The sequence below is a fragment of the Brevibacillus sp. JB24b genome (assembly GCF_051713385.1).
In the GTDB taxonomy this organism is placed as follows: Bacteria; Bacillota; Bacilli; order Brevibacillales; family Brevibacillaceae; genus Brevibacillus_B; species Brevibacillus_B laterosporus.
In genome coordinates, this window is record NZ_JBNVQV010000001.1 from 3750083 (window position 1) to 3771551 (window position 21469).

The following is a 21469-nucleotide window of genomic DNA, read 5'->3' on the forward strand; positions in this document are numbered from 1 at the left end:
TTTCGTAAAAATCTCACGTTACATACAATACAGCCAAAACGCTTTCCAATGCAAAATGCATTTTCACGCAAAATTCCAGTGAAAAATCTATAAATTCAGTTGGAAACGTAAAATAGATCGTTCAATCTTGGCGAATCATGATTTTTTGCGTTACTACTCATTTTCTCTCTATTTCCATGATATTTACTCACATTTATTTTATTTTTTTCCTCGATTTATTTTCCGACCCTCACAAATTTTCACCAGATATCCTCCACTTCAGCAGCCAAAATAGTCTGGTAGCTAATCCAAGACACCCCGTTCTGTGTCTGTAGCTTAAGTCGTTGTGACACAGGATCAACATGCAGAGCATGCCCGATAATACGTTGTTCTCCCTTATCATCGTAATAACGCAGTGTCAGCAAACGCTTTTGTTGTAAACCTTGGAACAATATGGCACTAATAGTGACACGCTCCTCCTCGTCTAAGTCAGGTGGACAGTATCTCTCTTGCTCTGCTTTCATTCGTAAATATAGGTCTCGATGCTCTGGCAAGATAAATCGGCTAGACGCAAAAAGATTTTCCTTCTTGGAAACAGGCTTGTTTTTCATGATTGTCACTGCTTTCTTTTTTCGTTTTTCAATGATACTAAAAACTTGTTTCAACTACATATATTTACAAGAATAATTGTCTTACATATAATTGTTGTAGCAAGTATTTTTTCTAAGAAAGGAGGAGCCCCTTTGAGTAAACAAATTGTTTCTGAGGACTCTATCGGCTTTATGCTGGGTCAGACCTACCGCAAGATCGTTTATCTGCTCTCTTCACGCTTAAAGGAATTTGACATTACTACCGAACAATTTTCACTTTTGTATCAATTGGATAAACAAGACGGTATTAATCAAAAAGAACTAGCACACCGTACATCCAAAGATCAGCCAACAACAACCCGAATTTTAGATGCACTATATAAAAAAGGCTTGATTCACAAAAAAACGTCTGAAAATGATCGCCGTGCTTTTTTGCTTTTCTTAACCGATGCTGGCAAAGAAATGGTCAAACAGACACTCCCCATCGAGCAACAAACGATTCAGGAAGCACTCCACAACATCTCGGATGCTGATCTAGCGTTTATGAAACAGCTTTTACAACAAATGAGTGAGAATGCTCAAAAACAGATAGAGTCTTAGGAGTGGTACGTTTTGATAGGAGAACAAGAGAAACTTTGGTCCAAAAAATTTATACTGTTAACAGTCTGTAATCTGTTGTTATTTCTTAACTTACAAATGATCCTTCCCGCTTTCCCGGCCTATGTCAAAGAGACCTTCTATGCTACTGATTTTACGATCAGTCTAGTAACAAGTCTCTTTGCCTTGTCTGCCATTGTGACGCGGTTATTCGCAGGGGAACTCTTGAAGCAGGGGAAGATCACTTTCCTACTATTCACAGGATTGGTAATTGCTGCCCTCTCTACAGCCGGATACTATTGGTGTGGAACTATTGCCGTCTTGCTTGTTATGCGCGTTTGTTATGGAATTGGCTTTGGGATGTCTAGTACCACCTTTCCCACAATGGTTTCTCATGTCATTCCAATTCGCCGTATGGGAGAAGGTATGGGTTACTTCGGTCTATCTACCAGCCTAGCTATGTCTATTGCACCGATGATTGGATTATGGGTGTTAGCAACGTATGGCTTTGGTACATTGACTGCCTCTTCTACCTTGTTGATTTTATTGATTTTTCCCTTGCTGTACCTCGTTTTACCTAAGCAAAAATCAGTTGCAGCTGAAAATGCTGAGCCTACTATGCAAACAGATGCTAAGGCGTCCATTACGCAATCGGTGCAAGAATCCGTGCCATCCAATAGTCGCTCTCCCTTTCTGGATAAGAACATCTTGCTTCCCTGTTTGCTAAATCTTTTGCTATCAGTTACTTATGGCGGTTTACTTAGCTTTTTGGCCTTATTTGGAAAGGAAATACAAATTGACAATGTAGGTAACTTCTTTTTGTTTAATGCCTTAGCTATTCTGTGTATTCGTCCTCTATCCGGCAAGATTTTTGACCAAAAAGGGCATGTATCCGTTCTGATTCCTGGTGCTTTGTTCGTAATCGCTGGTCTACTCGCTCTCTCCTTCACGACTGGTATGATAGGTTTGATTTGTTCGGCTGTGTTGTATGGATTAGGCTACGGAACCTTACAACCCTCCATGCAGGCTTGGATCATTAAGGAAGTAAGCCCAGATAAGCGAGGAATGGCTAATGCTGCTTTTCTCAACTCCATTGACTTAGGAGTTGCCATCGGTTCTATGTTGCTCGGCGTAGTAGCATCGAGTGCCAATTATGCAATCATGTATCGCATCTCTGCTTTAGCTATGGTGACCTATTTGCTCGTTTATTTGTTCTTTTTAATGACACGTGGAAAGCGCATGAAAAGAGAGCTAGCTAAGCATGCTGAGAACGTAAAGATTTAACCGTAGAGAGTAAGGGCATGCAGGTAGATGGTAGTAGCATACAGGTTCATATCAATCTTTGGTTTTTAACCAAGCCCCTGCTTGTGCTACCTTTTCCTACATCATCTGGTTGCTTCTCTCCCGTCAGCCATTGTTGGACACGTGCCTGACATTCTGCCCGTAATAATTCGGGGGAATAGCGTAGCTCGTGTACATAGCCGTTGAGCCGAACCTGTACTCGATATAAGCCCCCTTTGGTCTGTGTGCCAATCACTTCGCATCCTCTGTCTAGTAGGGCTCTGCGCAGATAATGATGTCTACGCTCTGCCCAACGAGACAGGTGATCCAATAAATGAACATAGGAGAGAGACAATGGAATCTGTCGCAAAGTCTGCTGGTCCACCATCGCTACTTTAAACAACAAACCAAATAAAATAGATTCGCGCACATGCTCCTGCCACTCAAGTGGAACGGCTGGCTGACTCATTTATAGTGCCCCCCAATCTTGTGTGCCCTCTCCTTCACTTGACCAGCCGCGAGTATCGATACTGCGCGTATAATCGCATCATTGCCAAAGCGAGATCGAATGCCATCCATGGTGTAGGCAAGAGATCGCTTTTTCATTTTGTCTTCAAATAAACTAAGCTGGCAAACATCATCTGGTGTCAATTGTCCAATGTGAACACCCACGCTACGTACCGGGGAATGCTCCCAATGACGCTCAAACAATTCTAAGACAGCTGCATAAATCGTCATCACATCGTTGGTTGGCTCTGGCATTTTCATCTGTCGAAAAAAACCTGTCGGCACGTCAAAATCCGCTCCTCGGCATCCTACAGCTACGACCCCGCCCATTAGTTGCTTGCTTCTAGCTCTTCTACACACTTCTTCACATAACTCCAACAAAACCACCTTAATCTCTTCTGCTGTATGATAGTCACGTGGTAATGTCATATGATGACCAATCCCCTTCTGAACATCATGCGCCTTAACCGATACAGGTGACTCATCAATGCCATGTGCAGTCCGCCAGAGCACTTCTCCATTTACTCCAAAACGTTTAATCATGACATCAAGCGATGTTTCTGCTAACTGGCCAATCTTGTACATACCCATCCGATGAAGATGACGTTTCATCCGTGAACCTACGCCAAACAGCTTTTCGATGGGTAACTGCCACAGCGTATCAGATAGCCCCTCTTTTTTGAGCCAAAAAATCCCATCCCCTTGCTTTTTAGCCATATCGCAAGCCATTTTAGCCAAAACCTTATTTTCGCCAATTCCTACTCGGCAGACTACTCCTGTCTCCATGAGAACACGCTGTCTAATCTTAGTCGCAATCGCCTCTGGATCATTCCCAAATAATCGCAAGCTACCCGTAATATCGAGAAACTGTTCGTCAATCGAGAAAGGCTCCACTAAGTCGGTAAAGGATTCAAAGATAGTCGTAATTTGCGCTGCTACCTCCAAATAACGTTGCATGCGGGGGCGCACTACCACAAGATGTCGGCATTTTTGTTCAGCTTTCCACAAGGGTTCTGCTGTGGTCACACCATATGCTTTCGCTAACGAACAAGCAGCTAGTACCACACCGCTCCGCCTCTTTGGATCACCAGCCACCACGACAGCTTGATCACGAAGTTCTGGATTAGCCGCTTTCTCAACGCTTGCGTAAAAGCTTTGCATATCAATTAGAAAAATCACCCGCTTCTTGTGCACCTCAAACACTCCTATCGAACGTATATTCTCGTCGAATAGTATACCAAACACTTGTTCTTATTTATACTATGAACCAGAAGGTAATTTTATACAGTGATCAAGTGCATCGGGATAAAAAATATCATTTACCATATAATTGCATTTATTTGAAATTAATGCTATGATAGCAACATTCTAATTAGCCTACCTAACTATATGGATATGTAGTCTCAAAAGGAGCACGTTCATGAAAAAAGACCACTCAGAAGCAATGATATCGAATAATGAATCCCTGTCCATGCAAATAGGAGCATACGAAGAGCTAATAAAGCAGACGATATCGAAGGACACGGACCCTATGCTAGCTAAGCTTGGATTAATCACACTATGGGTATCCGATAATGTATTAGATGCCATAGATATAGACTTGGCCCCTCTGGGAATCTCGGAAAGTAAATTAGGCTTCTTGTTGTTATTTATTTTAGATCAAAAAAACGAGAAAGAAGCTAGTATGAGTCCATCAGCTATAGCTGATCGGTTGGGGATCGAACGAGCTTCTGTCACAAGCATACTCGATTGGATGGAAAAACGAGGATTGATAATACGCGATCACCACCCACAAGATCGCAGACGATTAATCATTAAGATCACGGAAAAAGGAAGAGAGATTACGTTTCGCTCGTTACCGATTTTCTGGTCCTCTTGTGCCTCTTTGGTAGAGGAATTTACCAAAGAAGAATGTCGAGTTTTAGAGAAAGTCCTAACGAAAATGCATGAAAGTACAAGGGCAAAGCTAAAGAAAGAGAGATAGAGAGATAAATAAATAAATGAATCATACAGCTACCTTATTTTTTTCTCTATATAGTTAGATAACCTTATTATATGGATAGTTAATTATATGAAAGGAGGTGATGTCCTCTAGTAGATCTCTATTACACTGTTTTCCAAGCTGAACTTTTAAAACGTTACACAAACAAGGGGGGCAATCGTAATGAACGTTACTAAAAATCAGGCCATTTTATCAGTCGTTAGCTCAAACGGTCGCAATATTCATTTTTTTGATGCAAAAACATACGAAAAGGTAGGGAAAGTAACATCTCCTATTCCTGAACCACATGAGGTGTGTATTGATTCTAGACGTCAACTGTTATATGTAAGCATTACCTACCGTTCTGGAATTTATGGTCATGCGAAAGAAAACGGTCATGAAATCCTGGTTATCGATATCCCTACTTTTACCTTACTGGATACAATTGATATATCACCTGAGTTTGCTCCTCATGGATTAGCTTTTGATGAGCGCAACGACTTATTGTATGCCAGTGTAGAATCAAATGGTGGGGGCGTTATCGTTATTCATCCTGATACGCGACAAGTCATCAATCGGATATCTACTGGGGCAAAAGGCTCTCATTGGTTTGTGATTCATCCAGAAGGTACAAAAGGATATTCCGCTAATAAAGAAGCGCCATTTATTTCTGTTTTAGACTTACGTAAAAAAGAGCTAATGAAGAAAATTTCTGTTCCATTTGGTAGTGAAGAGCTGGCCATTTCGCCTAACGGTCACCGAGTTTATGTCCCTTCCCCAAGTCTCTCAAGTGATCATAAAAACGAACAGCCTACCCTTAGTATGATTGATACAGAAACAGATGTCATTATCAAAACGATAGCCTTTTCCGATATCATTCATCCTGTTCATGTGACAATTGACGGGAAGGTTTTACTCGGTCATCTACGCTATCAAGAAAAACCTTCAGCTATTACGAAGGACATCGTTGATTCAGTACCAGGATATGTATCGATTCTCGATGGGGAAACATTACAAGTCTTAGGCACGGTCGAAATAGATTTATTTCCTCTCAACATTCGCTCCTCCTCTGACGGAACCATTGGATATGTTTCCAATTTTAAATCAGGCACAGTAAGTGTATTAGATTTGATTCATTACAAGAAAATTCATACGCTTAAACTAGATCAGCAAGATCAGTCTGTTCCTTCTATACATCCAAATGCTCATGGTATCGCCTATATAGAAATATAGAATGCTGTAATAAAGGAAAGCTAACGATGTGTATATGACACAGTTATCTTTCCTTTGCTACTTCCTATATACCAATAAAAGAATTCATTTAAGCGGCGGGGAACCGTTCTGTTATGTCGAGCGATTTATAGAGAAGATGTTGACAACAACTAAACCTACAGAATAATATTATTTTGCGTAAAAATTTTGTTTTACGGAGGCCCGATATTATGGAAATTTCAAAGGGAGTAGAAATGCTTCATCTAGATTTTCATGGGAATATTATTCACCCAATTCTTTTGTGGGATCAAGAAATGGCTGTTTTAATAGACACAGGATTCCCAGGGCAAATTGACGATTTACGCGTGGCCATGGAAAAGGTAGAAGTGTCGTTCGACAAACTAAAAGTTGTGATTTTGACGCATCAGGATGTGGATCATATAGGCAGTCTTCCTGAGATTTTGCAGGAGTGTGGTAATAATGTTAAAGTTTATGCACACGAACTGGATAAGCCGTATATTCAGGGGGAGATACCGCTTTTAAAAGACGGGCACCTTGAGAATCCCCCGAAAGGCAAAGTGGACGATACCTTGATTGACGGTCAGGAACTGCCGTTTTGCGGCGGGATTCGCGTCATCCATACTCCTGGGCATACTCCCGGGCATATCAGCCTTTATTTAAGGCAAAGTAAGACTCTCATTGCCGGGGATTCGATGTACAGTGTAAACGGGATTCTTGGGGGAATTCATGTCCCGACCACACCGGATATGAATGCAGCTCGTCTCTCTTTAAAAAAGTATGTAGACCTCGACATTGCATCCGTGGTTTGTTATCACGGGGGATTAAGTAATGTAAATGGTAATGATCAGATATTAGGACTTAGCCAAGGATTATAAAGTTAAAGTTTCAGCGGATTATCTTTTGGTGAAACGATGTTGTTACGCTAACGGGTATCGATAGTTCAAATAAACCAAAGCCAGTCTATCACTTCATTTTCGTGTTACGACTGGCTTTTTCTGTAGAGAGATTGATTAGTCTAATACTTTATTTTCTCTGGACACTGGAGCTTTAAGTTCTGACTGCCATTGTTATATACACAAAAGTACCCTAGCCTATCAAGTAAAAACCAGTCTACCCCTCTTTTAGGTTTAGACTGGTTCTATGTTTGCAGTAATCTTTTTTGTAAAAGCTCATAAGCTTCATACTCTTCCTCTCGTGAGGATAGCGCTGCCTGCAAAGCACCAAAGAAGTGGGAAACGTGCCGATAACAGGCACCAAGATCACCCATACAGGAGCGTTTAGCTGATACTATATCCACTGTGCTCTTGCCTGTAAACAACGTGTAAACGGAGATAACCACATCATATTGATGAAACCACTCTATGGTCTCTACCATGATTTCACCTCGTTCCAGATCTAAATGAATGATCTTCCACTTGGGTAAATAGTGTTCTAAAGTCCAAAGCACAATCGGTACTAACTCAGACTGATCCATCTCAAAATAACGCGTGGCTAGCATGGGGTCCCAAGCCTGTTCATATGTTTCTTCCTGGTTTTCCCACAAGCCAGTGATGATGCGCAAAAAAGACATGCTGCCCTGCTCCTCTTTCCTCGTGCTGTAGATACTAAGAATCATCATAGTGAAAAAAGAATCTTTCGCCAACTCTTTCCTTGAAATGACGAAACTTTGCCATAATTAAAAACGCTTTCATCCTATAATGGTAACGAACAACTATTCATTTTTCATTTTATCCTTTACTATAAGCATTTGCCTTAGAAAACTCCTCCACAATTTGACTCTATGTACGTTTCCCGTGAAACCATCCCGACCAAATTACGTAACTTACTATAGAGGTGATCAAAAGTGGATAAACGAGTGCAAGAGATTATTACTGCTACAAATGAAAAATTTGGTCTGCAAACGTATCACTTACATACGAGCCGTTTATATGCAACGGCGGATACTATTCGTGGTACAACCTATCAATTAAGCATGGAATGGTTTGTAAACGGGGTGACAGAACGTACTGAGGATGATTTGAATCCACCCGGTACAGCCGTAATCGAATATGATATTAGCTCCAAGCGCTTTACCAGTGTCATTTTTGTCGGAGAAGAAACTTTTTCCACAAGCTCCACACGCTTCTCAACGTATTCAGAAATAATAGAGTGGGTAGAAACAGAAACAGGACTTCGTCATGAAGAGCAGTTCATTCTAAATGATCAGACACAGCCCTCAACCACCTACAATTTTACAGCCTGCCATAATGGAGTTCCTTTCTCCCCAGGTGGAATGATTACGGTAGAACATAATGATAAAGGACAGCTTATTTCTTTTTCAGTAAGTGGATCGTTTCCTACAAAAGGAATGATAAAAGAAGAGCCCTATACAATTGTCCTAGATGAAGATGTAATACAAATCGCAAACGAACAGGTTAGCTTACTCGATTTCCCTTCAACAGAGCAAAACAAATGGATACCGGCTTATGCGCTCGAAGAAATTTATATAACCAATGATTTATCAACAACCTATCCTTTTGAAGTTATAGTAGATAATCGGTTTCGATTGAATATCGACCATGTTTTTCAATGGGACACACCATTAACGCTTACGTATGAGGAACAAGAACTTACCCTGTTTCAGAACCAAGCGGAAGTGTCAGCCGAACAAGCATTTGCTAACGAACCACATCCAGATATGTTACCAATTACACAGGCTGAGCAGCAGCGAGCCATTCATGCAATCTCCGACTTTTTACGTTCTATGTATCCAACAGAGTCAGGACGCTGGAAACTAACCTATCTGTACCGGCAAAATAGCTATATCCAGGCAATACTCCGACCTGTTTCTAGCACCAAAGTGATATCAGCTAAAATCACTTTATTCTTAGACCCGAAACAACTGCATATTGTCTCCTATTTTGATAATCAGTTCTTTTGGAAAGACGTATATGGAAATCTAGCGCAAGCTGAACCTATAACAATTGACAAAGAGCTTGCCTTCGAACCGCTTAAACAGCACCTCACTTTAACGCCCATATATGTATTGCATCCAGAGAAAACCCATTATGTATTGTGTGGAAAACTAGATTGCCATTATGGAGTACTGGCAACGAATGGTGAAGTAATTTTGTTAGATTCCATCGACTAGTCAAGGGACCTTGATTTCCTGCTACATCGATTGGTTTTTAAACAAAAGATTTTTGTAAATGAACATAAGTACGAGCAAAACGCCTCATATTTCGTCGTTTTCCACACGAAAACCCCCTCCCTCTTCTAAAATCTAGAAGCGGGAAGGGGGTTCTTACATCCAAATCATCGAACTATTGTTCTTATTTACACTCTTTTTCGTCCTACAAGTATAAGACAATACTCAGAATCATCTACATTCGTTATCCCCAAAAAAGAACAAAGAACGCCTTTTGCTTGTCTAATCTAAAACAGTACCATCTAAAATTCCTTGCTCTCGCAAATAGGAGCGCAAATATTCATAAGCAGGCTCTGTCCAAAACTCATCCTTATTGACCATAACCGCTGCTTCCTGGCGAGCTACCTCCAACGCCTTATAGTCGCTGAGTAAATCTGCTACCTTAAAGTCAGGAACCCCGCTCTGCTTGGTTCCAAAGAAATCACCTGGACCACGAAGCTCCAAATCGCGTTGAGATAGTTCAAAACCGTCATTCGTTTCGCACATGACACGCATCCGTTCTTTTCCAACTTCTGATTTTGGATCGGCAATGAGTACACAATATGACTGATCAGCACCACGACCAACACGTCCACGTAACTGATGCAATTGGGCAAGACCAAACCGCTCAGCATCATAGATTACCATAAAGGTTGCATTCGGCACGTTTACCCCAACCTCTACTACGGTCGTCGAAACAAGAATTTGAGTGTTTGCACTAGCAAATGATTGCATGACTTCATCCTTCTCTTTGGACGGCAAACGACCATGCATCAAGCCTACCTGGTACTCCTGAAAATACATACTTAATTGCGCATGCACATCAATCGCATTTTGTACATCTAGCTTGTCGGATTCTTCAATTAAAGGACAGATTACATAGGCTTGGCGACCTTGTGATAGTTCTGCTCGCATCCGTTCTAGCACTTGATGAAACTGCTCATGCTTAGCCCATGAAGTCTCTACTGGTTTACGTCCAGCTGGCATCTCATCGATTACAGAGACATCCATATCGCCAAAAGCCGTGATTGCCAACGTACGTGGGATAGGTGTAGCTGTCATGAATAAGACATCTGGACAAAGTCCCTTGTTACGTAACACACGCCGTTGTTCGACCCCAAAGCGATGCTGCTCGTCTGTTATCACTAGCCCCAGTTTGGAGAAAAATACATCGTCCTGAATGAGTGCATGCGTACCAACTACTACATCCAAGCTTCCTGATTGCAGAGCTTCAAGCAACTCCCGACGTTTTTTCCCTGAAACAGAACCTGATAATAGTGCGATCTGTAGCCCCAATGGCTCTAATAAACTTGTTAATGAATGCAAATGCTGCTCAGCCAAAATTTCTGTGGGCACCATTAAAGCCCCTTGATAACCAGCTTTCACTGTAGCATACAGGGCAATAGCTGCTACCACTGTTTTACCGGAGCCTACATCCCCTTGCAATAAACGATTCATCGCATAGGGGGCCTGCATATCATCTAGCACCTCTTTTACCACACGTTTCTGAGCTCCTGTTAACGGAAACGGTAGGGAACGCACGAATTCTCGCACCAGATCCAGCGGAATGGCTTGTGCAACCCCCTCTGTCTGTTGACGTGTTATCCGACGAAACGCCTGCATTTTTACTTGAAATAAAAAGAGTTCTTCAAACATAATGCGGCGGCGAGCTTGATGACCTTCTTGTGCATCCCCCGGAAAATGGATCAACTCAATTGCTTCATGACGTGGCAATAAACGATAGCGTTCTACTAGTTCCTGAGGTAAAATTTCCGGAATTAACTTACCGTATTTTTCAAGAGCACGCTGAATGGTTTTGCGTAAAAATAAAAGATTAATTCCTGCACTTAGAGGATAAACCGGAACTAGATCATTGCGTTTTTGGGCCCGTGGTGAATCTTTTTGTGTCATTTCACTCACGGTAATTTGTAATTTATGCTTGTCCCACTTTCCTGTAACTACAATCTCTTTGCCTGGAGATAACTGTGTTTTAACGTACATTTGGTTAAACCAAACAGCTGTAACCACTACGCGATCCATGACGAGTTTGACACTGATCCGTGATTTCTTTTTGCCAAAAAAGCGAACAGAGGGCTCGCCGTAGACTGTGCCTACAAGAGTAACCCTCTCCTCATGCTTCACTTCAGTTAAATCGCGGATGCGATAATCCTCATAACGCGATGGAAAATACTCTACTAAATCCTTGATGTTGTAAATGCCAAGCGCCTCTAAATCTTTGGCCCGCTCTTCCCCAATTCCATACAGGTTGCTAACAGGCCCGGCTAACAAATCAATCATGCTGATTCACCGGCACACCAAAGATTTTTGCTTCAATTGCACGACCTGTCTTCGTATCAGCCAACCCGCCTTGTGCCGTTTCCTTCAGGGTATTAGGCATACTACATCCGATACGATACATCGCTAAAATTACTTCATCAGTAGGGATCACACTCTTGATGCCCGCCATTGCCATATCAGCAGCTACTGTTGCGATGGCGGCCCCCATTGCATTGCGCTTCACACAAGGAACCTCAACCAAACCAGCCACTGGATCGCAAACCAAACCAAGCATATTCTTCAAAGCGATTGCTACCGCTTGGGCTGATTCCTCTGGTGTACCTCCAGCCATTTCAACGATCGCTGCTGCTGCCATCGCTGTAGCAGATCCTACTTCCGCTTGACAACCACCAGCTGCTCCTGAGATAAAGGCATTGTTAGCAATGCAATATCCAATCGCTCCCGCCGCAAAAAGATAATTCACCATTTGCTCGCGTGTTGGATTTAGCTTTCCAGATACAGCAAACAACGTTCCAGGTACAATTCCACAAGCACCTGCTGTTGGCGTGGCAACAATCGTCCCCATCGCTGCGTTCACTTCATTAACAGCTACTGACATACTTACAGCATTGAGTAACGTCTTACCAGATAAAAACGGTTTTTCATTGATATATTGTTGTAGTCTTTTAGCGTCTCCACCAGTCAGACCGCTATGTGAACGAATATCCTCGGTCAATCCCCGTTGCACCGCTTTTTCCATCACATCCAGATTGCGATACATTTCTTCCATAATAGACTCACGAGATCGCTCAGAAAAGTTCATTTCTGCCTCAATCATGATTTGAGAAATGGGTTTCCCTTGTGATTCCGCTAGTTCCACTAGCTCTGCTACATTGCGAAACATGGACCTCAACTCCTTTAGCACTTACCTTCCAGTTCTATCTCCATTCCCATAATGGGTCTTATTTTTCACAAAAATAATCCATCACAAGTAGCTCTAAACTACACCGTTGGCAACAATAATACTCGCTCGATGGACGACAAGTTCTCCATCTCCTGTATCGTCGCCTGATCAACAAGCGTATCTAGCTCAATGATCATAAGAGCTAAACTGCCACGCTCCCGTCGTGATACTTCCATAAAACCAATATTGACACGATGCTCAGCCAAAATCTCTGACACCTTAGCAATCATGCCGAAACGATCCTCATGGAATACCAATAACGTAGGGGCACTAGCTGACAATGTTAATTGGAATCCGTTAATTTCTGTAATTAGCATTTTGCCCCCGCCAATAGAAATTCCAACAATCTCCACATTATCATGCTCATCTGAGAGCTTAATTCGAGACGTATTAGGATGCTCCGTCTGTAGCTCTGAGGTGGTGAGGATAACTTCAATTCCAAAGTCTTTTGCTATTTGGATAGAATCTTTCAATCGTAAATCACTTGTATCAAAATCAAGGATTCCTGCCACAGTCGCTACATCAGAACCATGACCTTGATAGGTTTTTGCAAAAGAACCATAGAACGTGATTTCCGCCTTTTTTGGTTGCTTCCCGAATAAAGTGCGAGCAACGCGTCCAATTCGAGCCGCTCCGGCTGTATGTGAACTGGATGGACCAACCATTACGGGTCCAATGATATCGAAAACGCTTTTAAATTTCATTTGAGCAGCCCTCGCTCTCCCCAAAATCTCGTACACCTTATTGTATCGTAGGTTAGGGAAATCGGCTACTTCTAAAAGCACACGTTACTCATCTATTGGATTACTCCTCGGCTTTCTATATTAATAGTTGGCAGGATATTCACCCGTGCTTTTGAAAATTCAGCAGGCCACTGATCTTGAATTTTCTTCCAATGGGGATACTGATACGCTCTTGCATGCCACCCAAACCCAAATGGGTCCAATTTTTTCTGTTGTACCTTTGTTATTAGTGTCTCTATTTCACCTTTCATTTTGTTTCGAATGATATGGGCCAGCTTGTCCTTTTCTTTCTCTAAATCAATCAGGATCGTTCGTTCAATGACACGTACCTTCATTTCTAGATGAACCGTAAAAACAAATTGATTATCTTGGTAGGAGGTTTCTATCTTTGGCCGTATCTGTTGAATGTTAATCGTAACAAAGCCTTCTTTTTTTTCTTTACCTGAAAACTGTTCTTGTGAAAACGAAGCTGTAGGAACTGATACTGTATAAGAGATCGGAGCATTAGCCTTTCGTTGCAACATTAATAGGTACAGATTCTCTCGACGGTCTAAAGATAATTGCTGTCTGCCTGCTTTGTCCAAGAGAGCCGTTCCCAATACCACAATCCCATTCTTATCTTTTTTCACCTCCATGATCGCTGGCGTGATTCCCTTGTCATACAGTAAAGTATGAAATTCTTGGAGGGTGGTTTCTATTCCTTGATTAAGCTTGGCGCTATTTTGAAGAGATTCCGTAATATAGCGAGGCAGGATAGATTTATCCTCAAAATTACTATTCACAAGATCAGACATGGACCCTTTTACCGCCGCCATCACCATATTCGCTACATTTTTAGAATCACGAAAGGACACGTCCAAAGAAGGAGCAATTCCCTCATGTAAAAGTGCTTCACCGAACAGCAAGACTTGTATTTTGCCGACAACTACCTGCCCCTCTGCTACACTGTTGAACACGTCCTTCGCTTGTCGAATAGTATGTGCTTTTGCTCCATAGACAGCGTATTTTTTTTTAGCATCTTTATTAAAGACAGGACTCATTTCATAGACTAGCATTTGCTTGTCAGGGGCCCTATCCATTGCATAAATCAGCGCTAAATTAATATCCTCCACCAGAAGCTGATCCCCACAGCCACTTAAGCCTAATAAACAGGTACATGCACCGAAGAAGCCCAGAAGCTGAGATACTTTACTTTTACCCTGTTTTTTCATTCAATTGTCGCCCCCTCCATCGGCCAACCAGCATGGTATACAATAAAAAGAGTACTGGAAACAAATATACTAGGAAGTAACCCATCCATTGCCATGAATCCTTCCAAAACGTAATCTCTGTATACGACGGTTGATAAAAGAGATAACTGAGCGCATATGCCAGCAGGATAACGTATGGTACATGCCAATCTGGTTTATGAAACAAATGCGCAATATTCTCCATCGCAAAGAAAAAGTATGGAATTACAGATGTAGAAAATATAAAGATATAGAAGGAAAGATAGATGATCTCAAAACGCTCAAGAAAAGAAAATCTGACCGGCTTGACCAAAGTAAGTGTAGGCCAAATAAATGTTGAGATTTCATCAGGACTAAAAAAGGTAAAACAACTAAACGTAATTTGCAAGTAAATCAGTAGCGTGATTGTATTTGCAATGATTATTCCTTTGACCGCATGCTTTTTATTCTCCAAATAAGGATAGAACAAAAATACCCATTCAAAACCGAGGAACGCTAATACCGTTACTTTCACCCCATGTAGAATGGGTAGCCACCCCTCTTTCAATACTGGTAGCAAGAACGTAAGATGACCATGCTTCAGCGAAAACAGTAAAATTAAGGGCATCCACAACGTAAAGAAAAATACGAACACCTGATATCGGCAAATCAGTCTGACTCCTCCCCGTAGGGCTATGTATGTGCAAAGGAGGAAGAGAGCCACAATCAGAAATGTCATCGTATTAGGTAATACCCATTCTTTTATAATATAGATACTGGTATAAAAGATCGTGACAGCCCCAAGCAAGGAATATAGAATCCAGACCACCATGATTGATTTACCAAAAAAAGAACCTAAATAGTAAATCAACACATCAAGCATCGTTTTATTTGGGTGTTTAGACATAATCCCGATAATGCAAAGACTAATTAGAATCGTAAACAGATATCCGATAATAATAGAAATCCAGCCATCTGTACCGGTTACACGAGCCAAATCTGCCGGGAGACTTAGGATACTACTACCTACCTCAATCCCACTGATCGTCAAAATAAATTGCAGGAGAGAAATTTTTCGATCAGTCAATTTTTTCATGATGCCCTCCCTCCCCTCCGTCCTTCTCTCCATGCCGATCAACTTGCTTGGGTTTGAGCTCTATTGGCCGTTTCTTCATCATCCACATCGGTAAACGAAGGAAGGTATCCTTTAGCTCTGAGAAATGCATTGGTGAAAAGGAGGCTCCATATGGTATACCCAATGATTCTAGTGAGAGAAGATGCAAAATTAGCAGGATAAGTCCCCAAATGATACCCACCATGCCAAATAAAGAAGCAACCACCATCATAGGAAAACGAATCATACGAACTCCAGCCGACATTTCTAAATTCGGAATGATAAATGAAGCAATCGCTGTCAGGGCAACTACAATCACCATGATATTACTAACCAGCCCAGCCGATACAGCAGCTTGACCAATAACGATACCGCCTACGATACCAATGGTTTGTCCAATAGGTGCTGGCAATCGTAATCCGGCTTCACGTAGCATTTCCAATACCATCTCCATAATAAATGCCTCAAGGATTGGCGGGAGTGGCACTCTTTCACGCGATTCTCCAATCGTCAAAAGCAAGGAGAGCGGTATTAATTCATAATGAAACGATACAGTAGCAATATAGATCGCGGGAGCCAAAATTGCGATAAAAAAAGCAGCAAAACGCAATAAGCGAATAAAAGAAGCAACAATCCACCGAACACTATAATCATCTACAGTTTGAAAATAGGAAAAAAAGGTCATTGGAGCCACTAACACACCTGGTGAGCGATCCATGACTATGACGACTCTACCTTGTAAAATATGAGAAGAAGCCGTATCCGGACGTTCCGTCATAGAGAATTGAGGAAAAGGGGTAAATGCCTGATCCTCCAAATATCCTTCTAGTTCCCCAGTATTTAAAACAATATCAACTTTAATCGATTTTAATCTTGTTTCAAGCTCTTCTAAAATACGTGGATTCGTCACATCTTCCAGATACAAGAGTGATACTTTTACTCCGCCGCGTTCCCCAATAGTATGTTCCTTCACCTTCAACTCACTGCTAGGAATGTAGCGTCGAATCATAGCAATATTGGCATTTGCTGTCTCAATAAATCCCTGGTGAGCACTTTTAATAGCTGATTCAATCTGCGGTTCCTGTATAGCACGTTGTGGCCACCCTTGTGCTTCAATAAGAAAAGCATGAGAAAACCCATCCATAAATATAATGCAGCAACCATGAAACAAGGATTCCTCAATCTCAGCCCATAAATTAATTTGTTTGATTTTGCCTACAGATAATACGGATTCCATTTGTTCGGGATATACGGATTCTGTAACCAATAAGGGATGAACAATATCTCGATTCAAAATGGTTTTATCTATCAAACCATCTAAATAAACCAAAAGCGCCTTCTCTCCTGTTTTTAAAGGGATCTCGCGCATGGTCAAATCCGGAATTCCAGAGAATATCGTCTCTAATTTAGTCAGATTGGTATACATAGAAGCGTCGATACAGGTAGAATCTGAAGTCCCGCTTCCTCCTGTTTTCCGTCCCTCTCTGGTTGTCCAATATCGTTGGAAGAATGACATGACCTCACCTTTTTATTCAATGTGAACCTCTACGTTCCAGCTTATTATTGCAATCTGTATATGTATGGTTTGCCAAAAAGGGAGTAGAGATTCTCTTATGAAAGGAAAAAAGAATGTTGGACTATTCTGTCACTTAGGTAAGAAACGTGACAACCATTGATTGATAAAAGATTGTCACGTTTACGTTACATGAACCTTACTATTCTAATCTGATCCATTGAAAGACCAACCCTTTACTTCCAAAATCCCTACTTATCAACCCTTTTGATAGGACCTAATTCGATAAATCATAGCTTTATCACCCAGCTTGCGGAAGTGAGAAATAGCCGGGTAATGATTTGTTTCAATAATCCATACACGACCCTTCTTATCCAATCCCATATCCATTCCATACATACGATGCGATGGGAATGCTATTCTCAACCTTTTTGCGGACAATAAAGCCACCTTATTAACATTGGACAGGAGATGTCGTCGCGAATGATCTTTAAGAGAAGATTTTTGAAGCGCAGTCTCAACGTGCATCATTTTTCCTTTACTCCTTGTATTATTGGTGACGATGTAACCTTTACCAGCTACCTTCGCTGCTTTAGCAGTAATGTTCCACGAGTTAGAATATTTTCTGCGTTGCACAATGATCCTCATATCAAATGGACGTTTGCGGACTGTAGCAAGAGAAATTCGACGTTGAATCATATAAGCAGACGATCTGATTTTGTTTTTTAGATAATGATAAGTCCGTCTTTTCCCTATTATTGTCTTCTTTTTATTCTCACTGTGTATTTTATATTTACGATTCCCTAACGAAGATACTTGAATTACGCCAGCCCCTCCCTTTCCCATGACAGGCTTTAGAATCACTTTGCCATATTGGTTGATAAAATCCCAAAAAGCACTTTTTGTCATCCGGTGCGTTTCTGGCAAGTACGGTGCTACTTCTCGAAACTGTTTTAAAAATAAATATTTTGACCATTTATTTCTTGCTCTCATTAGGCATCTTCCTTTTCAAAAGGATAACGAATGGCTTTTAAGTAACTTTCTAATATACTCAAAAAATCTTCCATATCCTTATAGGTAATATCCCCAATATTTGCTATCCTGAATGTTTGTAACCCTGCAAATTTACCAGGATATATTGTAAATCCTTGTTTGTACAAATAGTCATGCATTTCATTGAAATCGTATCCGTTACAATCAGGTTCAACAATGGAAGTAATGATTTTGGAATGATGTTTCCTTGGAACAATATACTTCAGGTTAAGCCTAGCAATCCCTTTTATTAACGTTTCCCATGATTCGGTATATCTTTTGTATCTTCCCTCTACTCCCTCCTCTTTCAATTCGTCGATCGCTTGCTTTAGTGCATAGAGGGTCTGTACAGGAGGTGTAAAACGCATTTGGTGGGACTCACAAAAAAACTGATATTGTTGATAGAGATTTAAATAATAATTTTTTGTTTTAAAGTGCCGGATACATTCCAATTTGTTTCGATTTGCAATGACAAATGCGACACCTGCAACACTCTGAAGATTTTTATTAGAGCTTGCAGCCAAAAAACTAATATTCATTTTGTCCATATGAATCGGAATGGCCGCATATGAGCTCATCGCATCTACGATCATATCAATGTGATATTTTTGGCAAATGGCCCCAATAGCCTCAATATCGTTTAAGAGACCAGTAGACGTTTCATTGTGAACTACGGCTAGATGGGAGATTTTTTTGGAGGAGTTTTGAATCAGCTTTTCTAATGAAATGAAATCGATTCCAGCATCATGAGGGCTAATGAATTCCAAGAGGTGCAAATCGTAGGCTTTAGTAATTTCACACATTCGCTTTCCGTACGCACCATTGTTAATGACGAGCACAACATCATCACTCACAACAGAGCTAATAATAGCTTCAACGGCTGCCGTTCCTGAACCGCCAAACAATACAGTAGTGTAATCCTTGGTATCAGCAACCAATTGGGTAAGCTCTGTAGATACGTATTCCATCAGATCACCAAACTCTGTTTCACGGGGGCAAATATCAGGAACAACTTGGGCGAATTTCACACGGTCTGTTGTTGTGGCGGGACCAGGATTCAATAAGATGTTTCTCTTCACGATCTGCATATGATATCCCCCTCCACAAAATGGGATACATTGCTGCAGCGTACAAACGCCTGCAATCGTTCCTTTACTTCATAAGGCTTTATGCTTGGGCGGCCAAGTTGCTCTAAGGAACCTTTTGAAATTCTCAAATAGAGAAAAGTCAGGCCTCGCGTTTGTTTCCATTCTCTGATGGCGTCTTCCAATTCTTCCAAGCCATGAATATAAATGGATTTCATATACCCACAAGCAGAAGCAATTTCCACGAAATCAATCGTATTCGATACCGTGCTTTGTCCACCCGTAGAATCATGGACATTGTTATCAAGCAGAATATGAAGCATATTGATTGGAGCATAGAACCCGTTTGTAGCCAAACTCCCCATACGCATAAGCAAGGAGCCATCCCCATCAATAACAACAATCTCTTTATCCTTTTGGGTTAGCGCCAAACCGAGTCCCAGAGAACTAACGCATCCCATAGAGCCTACCATGTACAGATTATTGTTAGCATCCTCAATCTCATATAGTTCCCGTCCCGTTTTTCCAGTTGTAGCAAGCTGGATCGTTTGACTGTCTTTTAAGGAATTAATAACGGCCAACGCTTCATAGCGCTTCGGAACATCCTCTTGTTTATTTTTTGTGATTTTATGAAAATGGTGCTTTACAAAGGATTCTTGTTTGAGCAGGTCAACTTTTTCGAATGTCTTCTGTTTTACAACAAAGAAAAAAGAATGATTATCTTCCACATATTCATTAGCTCGATCGATCTGCCGCTTTGCTTCCTCTACATCAATCGATAAAAATTCCCATTTTATCTGCATTAAATCCAATAGCTGTGTCGTTATTTTTCCCATTAATTCATGCTGCGGCTCATCTTGAATTCCCTCTTCTCCTCTCAAACTGACAAAACCAAGAACAGGAAGACGAAAAGGATAGTTGAGTGATACTAAAGGGGAAACAGCATTGGTCAGACCGGAATTTTGCATGAAAACAACTGCTTTTTTTCCTCCTAACGCTACTCCAGATGAAATAGCTATAGCTTCGCCTTCATTGGTAGCTCCCACATAATTGCATTCATTTTTGACATAGTTAATAAAATCCTTTAAAAATGAACAAGGAACCCCACAATAAAATTGGAATCCCCGCTTTCTCAATTCATTCACAAACCAGCTCGTGTTTAGCACCATTCAATCATCCTTTTTGCATACAGGATTTGTAAAGTCATTTGTGGGTAGATATTTCTTTTCCGCTTCCTTCAGTTCATCCGCATGTTGCAGTCGGAATACATCGTCTAGCGTTGCCACATTTTTTTCCACATGGATGAGGCTTTTCTCTTCAAAGATTTGTTTCGATGTTTGCTGCATGGCAACAATCGAAGATCTTAGATTGTGGTTCGCCCATATGACCATACTCACACCCAGTTCTTCAAATTTGTCTACCGGTGTCGTGTAATATTTAGTCGGTACGATCACAACAGGATGTCTGAACTCCCATTCTTTCATGAAGGCCTCAATTTCGGTAATATCTGCTCTTTTACTGTGAATGAGAATAGCGTCAGCTCCTGCTTGTCGATAAGCTTCTGCCCTTCGTAATGATTCTTCCAATCCCCATCCTGCAATGAAAGCCTCCACTCTTGCAACAACGACAAAATCCTCATCTGTTTGACTATCCTTCATCGCTTTAATCTTTCCGCAAAACTCGTCAATATTGGCAAGCGGCTGCATTTCACTTTTTATAAATGAATTGGTTTTCGGAAAAAGCTTATCTTCAATGCATACGCCCGCTACACCTCTTTGCTCTAATTTTTTTACCAATCTTCTTGCATTATTGAAATTCCCATAACCTGTATCGCCATCTAGCAAAATTGGTACAGAAGTTGCGTCACTCATAAACTCTAATACATCTAGCACTTGGGTCCAAGAGGCCTCATTGTTGTCCCTCACTCCCAAGGAAGCCGAAATAGTTAAGCCACTTGCCCAAATTCCTTTAAAGCCGCAATTCTCTGCAATTTTCCCTGATAATCCGTTATGTGCCTCCATTAAAAATTCAATTTCTGAGGAATGAATAAGATGCTTTAATCGTGTTGTTTTTTTCATACGAACCTCCATCCCATTTGGAGTATCTTATTATTTTTTATCTTTATCTTATGAGTAATTATAATCTGTGTGCGCACATGTTTAGCTTAGAATTCTTTCACGTTATTTTATTATGCTTGAT

At 41.1% G+C, this 21469-nt stretch carries 20 protein-coding genes; 6 read left to right on the forward strand and 14 right to left on the reverse strand.

Annotated features, from left to right (window positions below):
• Positions 1–239: 239 nt before the first annotated feature.
• Entirely contained in the window at positions 240–590 is a 351-nt protein-coding gene (locus tag ACQV1I_RS17520; RefSeq protein ID WP_116333386.1) for a YolD-like family protein, read from the reverse strand.
• Between the two features lie 132 nt (positions 591–722).
• On the opposite strand from ACQV1I_RS17520, the gene ACQV1I_RS17525 reads away from it, so the two are divergent.
• Positions 723–1169 (forward strand): MarR family winged helix-turn-helix transcriptional regulator, encoded by a 447-nt coding sequence (locus tag ACQV1I_RS17525; RefSeq protein ID WP_018671752.1) that lies wholly within the window; start codon positions 723–725, stop codon positions 1167–1169.
• Between the two features lie 12 nt (positions 1170–1181).
• Positions 1182–2450, forward strand: coding sequence for an MFS transporter (locus ACQV1I_RS17530; protein ID WP_116333387.1), 1269 nt, complete (start codon positions 1182–1184; stop codon positions 2448–2450).
• Between the two features lie 46 nt (positions 2451–2496).
• Here the strand turns inward: ACQV1I_RS17530 and ACQV1I_RS17535 are convergent, their stop codons facing one another.
• On the reverse strand, positions 2497–2916 hold the full coding sequence (locus ACQV1I_RS17535) for a hypothetical protein (RefSeq protein WP_018671754.1): 420 nt from the start codon (positions 2914–2916) through the stop codon (positions 2497–2499).
• Positions 2913–4148, reverse strand: coding sequence for a DNA polymerase IV (dinB, locus tag ACQV1I_RS17540; RefSeq protein WP_116333388.1), 1236 nt, complete (start codon positions 4146–4148; stop codon positions 2913–2915). Before dinB ends, ACQV1I_RS17535 begins: the two co-directional genes overlap by 4 nt.
• A gap of 250 nt (positions 4149–4398) precedes the next feature.
• On the opposite strand from dinB, the gene ACQV1I_RS17545 reads away from it, so the two are divergent.
• From ACQV1I_RS17545 to ACQV1I_RS17555, 3 genes are all read left to right on the forward strand, one after another.
• Entirely contained in the window at positions 4399–4938 is a 540-nt protein-coding gene (locus ACQV1I_RS17545; RefSeq protein WP_094699589.1) for a MarR family winged helix-turn-helix transcriptional regulator, read from the forward strand.
• Positions 4939–5118: 180 nt separating this feature from the next.
• Complete coding sequence (locus ACQV1I_RS17550; RefSeq protein WP_116333389.1) at positions 5119–6168, forward strand: YncE family protein; 1050 nt, start codon at positions 5119–5121, stop codon at positions 6166–6168.
• Positions 6169–6377: 209 nt separating this feature from the next.
• Positions 6378–7043, forward strand: a complete 666-nt coding sequence (locus tag ACQV1I_RS17555; protein ID WP_094699458.1) for an MBL fold metallo-hydrolase — start codon at positions 6378–6380, stop codon at positions 7041–7043.
• 263 nt (positions 7044–7306) lie between these two features.
• Here the strand turns inward: ACQV1I_RS17555 and ACQV1I_RS17560 are convergent, their stop codons facing one another.
• Positions 7307–7738 carry a hypothetical protein gene (locus ACQV1I_RS17560; protein ID WP_116333390.1) on the reverse strand — a complete coding sequence of 144 codons (432 nt, stop codon included), beginning with the start codon at positions 7736–7738 and terminating at the stop codon, positions 7307–7309.
• A gap of 273 nt (positions 7739–8011) precedes the next feature.
• Here ACQV1I_RS17560 and ACQV1I_RS17565 point away from each other — a divergent pair, with 273 nt between their 5' ends.
• Complete coding sequence (locus ACQV1I_RS17565; RefSeq protein WP_116333391.1) at positions 8012–9298, forward strand: hypothetical protein; 1287 nt, start codon at positions 8012–8014, stop codon at positions 9296–9298.
• A 279-nt stretch (positions 9299–9577) separates the two neighbouring features.
• Here the strand turns inward: ACQV1I_RS17565 and recG are convergent, their stop codons facing one another.
• The 10 genes from recG to aepX form a co-directional block, all read right to left on the reverse strand.
• Complete coding sequence (gene recG / locus ACQV1I_RS17570; RefSeq protein ID WP_116333392.1) at positions 9578–11632, reverse strand: ATP-dependent DNA helicase RecG; 2055 nt, start codon at positions 11630–11632, stop codon at positions 9578–9580.
• Positions 11625–12515: an L-serine ammonia-lyase, iron-sulfur-dependent, subunit alpha gene (sdaAA, locus tag ACQV1I_RS17575; RefSeq protein WP_018671763.1), complete on the reverse strand. Its 891-nt coding sequence runs from the start codon at positions 12513–12515 to the stop codon at positions 11625–11627. The genes recG and sdaAA overlap by 8 nt, the downstream gene beginning before the upstream one ends.
• 98 nt (positions 12516–12613) lie before the next feature.
• Positions 12614–13279 carry an L-serine ammonia-lyase, iron-sulfur-dependent subunit beta gene (gene sdaAB / locus ACQV1I_RS17580; protein WP_026315162.1) on the reverse strand — a complete coding sequence of 222 codons (666 nt, stop codon included), beginning with the start codon at positions 13277–13279 and terminating at the stop codon, positions 12614–12616.
• A 92-nt stretch (positions 13280–13371) separates the two neighbouring features.
• Positions 13372–14529, reverse strand: a complete 1158-nt coding sequence (locus ACQV1I_RS17585; protein ID WP_094699462.1) for a Ger(x)C family spore germination protein — start codon at positions 14527–14529, stop codon at positions 13372–13374.
• Complete coding sequence (locus ACQV1I_RS17590; RefSeq protein ID WP_094699463.1) at positions 14513–15622, reverse strand: GerAB/ArcD/ProY family transporter; 1110 nt, start codon at positions 15620–15622, stop codon at positions 14513–14515. The genes ACQV1I_RS17585 and ACQV1I_RS17590 overlap by 17 nt, the downstream gene beginning before the upstream one ends.
• Positions 15606–17156 (reverse strand): spore germination protein, encoded by a 1551-nt coding sequence (locus ACQV1I_RS17595; protein ID WP_116333393.1) that lies wholly within the window; start codon positions 17154–17156, stop codon positions 15606–15608. The genes ACQV1I_RS17590 and ACQV1I_RS17595 overlap by 17 nt, the downstream gene beginning before the upstream one ends.
• A gap of 255 nt (positions 17157–17411) precedes the next feature.
• Positions 17412–18146 (reverse strand): YheC/YheD family protein, encoded by a 735-nt coding sequence (locus tag ACQV1I_RS17600; protein WP_116333394.1) that lies wholly within the window; start codon positions 18144–18146, stop codon positions 17412–17414.
• Complete coding sequence (locus tag ACQV1I_RS17605; RefSeq protein ID WP_116333395.1) at positions 18146–19273, reverse strand: 2-aminoethylphosphonate aminotransferase; 1128 nt, start codon at positions 19271–19273, stop codon at positions 18146–18148. Before ACQV1I_RS17605 ends, ACQV1I_RS17600 begins: the two co-directional genes overlap by 1 nt.
• Complete coding sequence (aepY, locus tag ACQV1I_RS17610; RefSeq protein WP_116333396.1) at positions 19261–20439, reverse strand: phosphonopyruvate decarboxylase; 1179 nt, start codon at positions 20437–20439, stop codon at positions 19261–19263. The genes ACQV1I_RS17605 and aepY overlap by 13 nt, the downstream gene beginning before the upstream one ends.
• A complete protein-coding gene (gene aepX, locus ACQV1I_RS17615) occupies positions 20440–21348 on the reverse strand; it encodes a phosphoenolpyruvate mutase (protein ID WP_094699468.1) in 909 nt (302 codons plus the stop codon).
• Between the last annotated feature and the right edge of the window lie 121 nt (positions 21349–21469).

What these genes read in the sequence shown, in the direction of transcription:
- ACQV1I_RS17605 (WP_116333395.1), bottom strand. Translation starts at nt 19,273, where the DNA reads ATGCAGATCGTGAAGAGAAACATCTTATTGAATCCTGGTCCCGCCACA.
- recG (WP_116333392.1), bottom strand. Translation starts at nt 11,632, where the DNA reads ATGATTGATTTGTTAGCCGGGCCTGTTAGCAACCTGTATGGAATTGGG.
- ACQV1I_RS17595 (WP_116333393.1), bottom strand. Translation starts at nt 17,156, where the DNA reads ATGTCATTCTTCCAACGATATTGGACAACCAGAGAGGGACGGAAAACA.
- ACQV1I_RS17550 (WP_116333389.1), top strand. Translation starts at nt 5,119, where the DNA reads ATGAACGTTACTAAAAATCAGGCCATTTTATCAGTCGTTAGCTCAAAC.
- ACQV1I_RS17585 (WP_094699462.1), bottom strand. Translation starts at nt 14,529, where the DNA reads ATGAAAAAACAGGGTAAAAGTAAAGTATCTCAGCTTCTGGGCTTCTTC.
- ACQV1I_RS17535 (WP_018671754.1), bottom strand. Translation starts at nt 2,916, where the DNA reads ATGAGTCAGCCAGCCGTTCCACTTGAGTGGCAGGAGCATGTGCGCGAA.
- ACQV1I_RS17600 (WP_116333394.1), bottom strand. Translation starts at nt 18,146, where the DNA reads ATGAGAGCAAGAAATAAATGGTCAAAATATTTATTTTTAAAACAGTTT.
- aepX (WP_094699468.1), bottom strand. Translation starts at nt 21,348, where the DNA reads ATGAAAAAAACAACACGATTAAAGCATCTTATTCATTCCTCAGAAATT.
- ACQV1I_RS17555 (WP_094699458.1), top strand. Translation starts at nt 6,378, where the DNA reads ATGGAAATTTCAAAGGGAGTAGAAATGCTTCATCTAGATTTTCATGGG.
- ACQV1I_RS17545 (WP_094699589.1), top strand. Translation starts at nt 4,399, where the DNA reads ATGATATCGAATAATGAATCCCTGTCCATGCAAATAGGAGCATACGAA.
- aepY (WP_116333396.1), bottom strand. Translation starts at nt 20,439, where the DNA reads ATGGTGCTAAACACGAGCTGGTTTGTGAATGAATTGAGAAAGCGGGGA.
- ACQV1I_RS17520 (WP_116333386.1), bottom strand. Translation starts at nt 590, where the DNA reads ATGAAAAACAAGCCTGTTTCCAAGAAGGAAAATCTTTTTGCGTCTAGC.
- sdaAA (WP_018671763.1), bottom strand. Translation starts at nt 12,515, where the DNA reads ATGTTTCGCAATGTAGCAGAGCTAGTGGAACTAGCGGAATCACAAGGG.
- ACQV1I_RS17590 (WP_094699463.1), bottom strand. Translation starts at nt 15,622, where the DNA reads ATGAAAAAATTGACTGATCGAAAAATTTCTCTCCTGCAATTTATTTTG.
- ACQV1I_RS17560 (WP_116333390.1), bottom strand. Translation starts at nt 7,738, where the DNA reads ATGTCTTTTTTGCGCATCATCACTGGCTTGTGGGAAAACCAGGAAGAA.
- sdaAB (WP_026315162.1), bottom strand. Translation starts at nt 13,279, where the DNA reads ATGAAATTTAAAAGCGTTTTCGATATCATTGGACCCGTAATGGTTGGT.